Genomic DNA, 4,595 nt, shown 5'->3' with positions numbered 1-4,595 from the left:
CGCGAGCGAAGAAGCTCCGCACCGGATTCATCACCGATGACGTCACCATCGGCTCGCGGCCAGACGAAGTCGCTGATCGCAAAACGCCAGGGCATTGGGAAGGAGGTCTGATCATCGGGCTGGGCAGGTCCACAGTGGGTACGCTTGTCGAACGCACCAGCAGATTCACCACGTTGCTGCATCTGCCACGTAAGGATGGGTACTGGGATGCGCCCCCGGTGAAGAACAGGCCGGCGTTGTCCGGTTACGGATCGGAGTCGGTGACGTGTAAAGGTTCAACACATCTTTGACGGAACGTCATCGGCACATATCTGACGCTTCACCAGCTTTGGTGATCGTTGGGTGTGCCTTCCCCTCAGCCCCTCGAATCCGATGCCAACATCGCCGAACGACTCACTGTCCAGGTCCGCTTTCCGAGCAATTACCGAGGTCAACGACGGCTCACCGGTCAGCGACGTCGCCGAGCGATTCGGCGTCTCCAGACAGACCGTCACAGCGTGGCGCAAGCGATACGAAAACTCGGGTATCGACGGACTTGTCGACTCGTCGAGACGACCGCATGCGAGCCCGAACCGTATCCAGCCCGACATCGAAGCCCTCATCTGCGAGATGCGACGACATCACCGGCGGTGGGGCGCACGCCGCATCTGCTTCGAGCTAAGCAAAGAAATCGGAGACCGAACCCCATCTCGCGCGACCGTCCACCGAACGCTCGTCCGCAACGGCTTGGTCAATCATCAAGAGCAACAACATAAACGAGTCTACAAACGTTGGCAGCGCGAAGCGCCGATGCACCTATGGCAGCTCGACCTCGTCGGCGGAATGTTCCTCGTCGGCGGACGCGAGTGCAAAATGCTGACCGGAATCGACGACCACTCACGATTCATCGTGACCGCAACCGTCCTCGAGCACCCCTCCGGGAACGCAGTATGTGAAGCATTCATCGCTGCCATCCACAAGTGGGGTTCGCCGTTCGAGGTACTCACCGACAACGGGAAACAATTCACCGGTAAACACACTCGGCCGCTGCCGGCCGAAGTGCTGTTCGAGCGAACATGCCGAGAATTCGGGATCACCGCACGACTGACCCGACGCCATTCACCCACCACAACTGGCAAGATCGAACGATTCCACAGAACCCTTCGTCGTGAATTCCTCGATGAGGCAGGCGCATTCGCCGACATCGCTGCTGCCCAAGCCGCCCTCGACGAATGGGTGCACGCCTACAACACCCTGCGGCCCCACCAGAGTCTGGACATGGCAACACCCGCGAGTTTGTTCCGTGCGCGAGCCCACCACGAGCATCACGACGGAACAACCGACAACGGCCAGTCCGATTCGTCATCAACTCTCACCGCTGCAAGCTCCAGCCTGACAACGGTGGGCCGTGAAAGAAGCAGCAGTGCAATCGAGCTCGACACCCAGGTACCACCGAGCGGCGTGACCAATGTCGCTGGAGCGCAACAATTGTGGATCGGAAGCAACCACGCCGGACGGACCGTCACCCTGTGGATCGACCTGGTCAGCATTCATGTCATCCTCGACGACACCGTGATCAAGACAGTGCGCTCGCGACTGACCCACACCGACCTCGAACGCCTCGCCATGCGCGGCACACGCCAGGGCCGACCATCTCCGGCAACAGCGGCAGTAGACACCGCAGTCCTGCCCACCAAACCGAGACCGATCGAGGTCGACCGAACCGCAGGACGAGACGGAACCGTCATCCTCGCCGGTCACCGACTTCACCTCGGAGCCGACAGAGCGGGAACACGAGTGACGCTGCGAATCGCCTCAGGGCTGATCCACGCCAGTGTCGACAACGTCCTGCTCGCGACACTGCCGAACCCGCTCGATGCCAGCCAGCTCGCGGGTCTGACCGGCGCACGGGAAGCTACGGGAACGTTGCCCGCGCCGCCGCCGGCCGGACCGCAGACCGTACAGCGACGCGTCCCGAAAGACGGCCGGGTCATGGTGACCGGTCAGCTGCTCAAGGTCGGCCGTACCCATGCCGGAACCATCGTGACTGTCGTGGTCGAAGACAACTACTTTCGGGTCCTCGACGGAACCACCGAGCTCGGCGTCTACGCGCGAACCTCAACCAAACCCATTCGGAACTTCAACGCCCACCGCCCCAGAAGCGGGTAACGATGTGTCGATGACAATCGGTCAAAGATGTCCTGGGCCCATACATGTCAGTCGGTCTGCGATGCACTCCAGGCTGCGATGACACCGCTGCCGGAGCACCTGCGCAGATCGGTGACCTGGGACCGCGGCGGAGCTTGCACGTCATGCGGAGTTGACCGCAGAAACCGGGATCCGTGTGTACTTCTGCGACCCGTACAGCCCCTGGCAGCAGGGAACGAACGAAAACACCAATGGATTGTTGCGACAATACTTTCCGAAGGGAACCGATCTCGCTCGATACCGTCGAAGTGACGTTCAGGCCGTGACGGATGCACTCAACAACCGCCCGCGCAAAACACTTGGGTGGCGAACCCCAGCGGAAGTGCTTGCAGAGCAGATGAACTCGGCTTCACGGCACTGTGTTGCGACGACAGGTTAAATCCGCCCTGACTGCCGGCATCGCTGTGATGGATGAGCCCTGAGCCGACGCGGTGTCCACCGTGATCTCGTCGCCGCAACGCCGTCTTCAGCGCCGTGGTGACCATCGCTGTGTCTTCGACCGTCGGCACGGCGAGGAGGCCTGCAAAATCCCGACATTCCCGATTCTGTCGGTGTTCGACCACTCGCAAACTGTGATCCGTCCCGGCATTTCCGGAGGGCTCACTGCGTGAGTGCCTCCTCCGGATTGAGGGTGCGCGTGCGATCGTAGTGGAGTTGCTCGGCGTGGTCGGGCGTGAGGTCGTGGCAGTAGCTGTGGGGGCGTTCGCGGTTGTAGAACGCGACCCACTGTGCGGTGGCCAACGACAATTCCGCGGCACCGGGGAAGCGAGGGCCGTTGTCGACGAGCTCATTCTTGTAGTCGGCGTTCACCGATTCGGCAAGGGCATTGTCGTAACTGTCGCCGACCGTTCCGATCGACGCCGCGATGCCCTCCTGCGCCAAACGCTGCCCGAATGCGATCGCCGTGTACTGGGATCCAGCGCCACTGTGGTGGATCAGATTACTCAAAGCAGTTACACCAGAACGTTTTCGGGAATCAATCGCGTTAGTGATGGCGGTGTCGACGAGGCTGGTGGTCATCTCCGATGCGACCTTCCACCCGACGATCTTCCGGGCGAACACATCGACGACGAACGCCGTGAACGCCCACCCCGACATCGTGCGGCATTAGGTGAAATCGGCGACCCACAGCCGGTTCGGTGCCACCGCGGTGAACCGGCGCTTCACCAGATCCTCGGCCCGCGGGTGGGTCGGATCGGCGACGGTGGTGCGGACCCGCTTTCTTTTTGAGCGCACCGTGCCACCTCATTTCCCGCATTAGTCGTTCGACGGTACATCGAGCTACCTCGATACCGCTGCTGCGCAACATAATCCAGGTCTTCCGCGAACCGAGAACCCGTGCGAGCGGTTGCCGCGTCCGGAGCATGTGAATGGCATCGATGACATGTGCATCGGACAGTATTCGGGCACACGGCACCCGAGTGACATGGTCGTAGTACGTGGACGGGGCGATGTGCATACCGTGCTCGGAGAGCACCGTGCACATCGAGTCGACACCCCAGACAAGACCATCGGCACCCACCCGGTTTCCCTGGTGAGTGCCGATGAAGTCCACAATTATCGGTGTGGCCGGTCGATTTCGGCCGCGAAAAAAGCTGACGCCGCCTTGAGTATCCCGTTGGCCCGTTTGAGTTCGGCGTTCTCCTGACGCAACTTCCTGATGACCTCGGCGTCGGCACGTAACTCGACAGTGCTGCCCGGGCCGTCGACGGGTACCTTCCGAACCCACTGACGAACGGTCTCAGCGGCGCCCACACCGAGCAAATCCGCGGTCTTGCGCATCGCCGCCCACTCGGTATCGCCCTGCGCCACCAACCGAGCCACCATGTCGACGGCATCCTTCTTCAACTCCGCCGAGTACCGCTTCGATCCTGCTGCCATGAGGTTTCATCTTTCCCTGAGACGAACCCTCCGGAAACACCGGGACGGATCACTGACCCGATCGAGGGGGCACCCGCCACCCGAAGAGATCACCCAACTCCTCACCGGCGTCGACCCCGCCGACATCTGCGACCGCGTCGAAGAATGAGTACCGTCCTGCATCTTGCTCTTCGTGGAACTCCTTCTGCGGAGCAGCCGTCTCATTCAGCTGGGCCATAGTCCTGAATCTGCCAGCCCTGGGCGGTTTTCGTCACGACCACCTTCAACAATGTCGGCAGTTCACTCGGTTGTGGATTCTGCACGTTCTGCGTCTTCTGGCTCGCGAAGACCATCACCGTGTATTCTCCGTCGGCGTCACCGGTTTCACCGGTGACGCTGGTGGCCAGAACGCGTCCCGACGCCTGCACCTGGGCCTGCTGGATAATCTGGGTTAGCGTCGGCCGAACCTCGTCGTACCGCTTGACTAGAGCCTCACCCGCGTCCTCTTTGACTGCCGCGAAAAAGGCGTCGGTGTTCTGGTAGCTGTA

Annotated in this window: 2 protein-coding genes and 4 pseudogenes; 3 read left to right on the top strand and 3 right to left on the bottom strand. The window is 61.4% G+C overall.

Annotated features, from left to right (window positions below; genetic code table 11):
• From AB0366_RS27005 to AB0366_RS26995, 3 genes and pseudogenes are all read left to right on the top strand, one after another.
• Nucleotides 1–224, top strand: a pseudogene (locus AB0366_RS27005) (IS30 family transposase); the annotation flags it as partial.
• Nucleotides 225–372: 148 nt separating this feature from the next.
• Nucleotides 373–2,148 carry an IS481 family transposase gene (locus AB0366_RS27000; RefSeq protein ID WP_045840685.1) on the top strand — a complete coding sequence of 592 codons (1,776 nt, stop codon included), beginning with the start codon at nucleotides 373–375 and terminating at the stop codon, nucleotides 2,146–2,148.
• 51 nt (nucleotides 2,149–2,199) lie between these two features.
• Nucleotides 2,200–2,566, top strand: a pseudogene (locus tag AB0366_RS26995) (IS30 family transposase); the annotation flags it as partial.
• 221 nt (nucleotides 2,567–2,787) lie between these two features.
• Here AB0366_RS26995 and AB0366_RS26990 read toward each other — a convergent pair.
• The 3 genes and pseudogenes from AB0366_RS26990 to AB0366_RS26980 form a co-directional block, all read right to left on the bottom strand.
• Nucleotides 2,788–4,068, bottom strand: a pseudogene (locus AB0366_RS26990) (IS3 family transposase).
• Nucleotides 4,069–4,117: 49 nt separating this feature from the next.
• Complete coding sequence (locus AB0366_RS26985) at nucleotides 4,118–4,285, bottom strand: hypothetical protein (RefSeq protein WP_155288583.1); 168 nt, start codon at nucleotides 4,283–4,285, stop codon at nucleotides 4,118–4,120.
• Nucleotides 4,269–4,595 (bottom strand): annotated as a pseudogene (locus AB0366_RS26980) (hypothetical protein); the annotation flags it as partial. The gene AB0366_RS26985 and the pseudogene AB0366_RS26980, both read right to left, overlap by 17 nt.

Origin of the sequence: Rhodococcus sp. NPDC076796 (assembly GCF_040702765.1) — a bacterium.
Lineage (GTDB): Bacteria > Actinomycetota > Actinomycetes > Mycobacteriales > Mycobacteriaceae > Rhodococcoides.
The sequence above is the reverse complement of the archived record's forward strand: the minus strand, read 5'-3'. Positions and strand labels throughout refer to the sequence as shown.

Coding starts and splice junctions, on each gene's coding strand:
- AB0366_RS26985 (WP_155288583.1), bottom strand. CDS start 4,285: ATGGCCCAGCTGAATGAGACGGCTGCTCCGCAGAAGGAGTTCCACGAA.
- AB0366_RS27000 (WP_045840685.1), top strand. CDS start 373: ATGCCAACATCGCCGAACGACTCACTGTCCAGGTCCGCTTTCCGAGCA.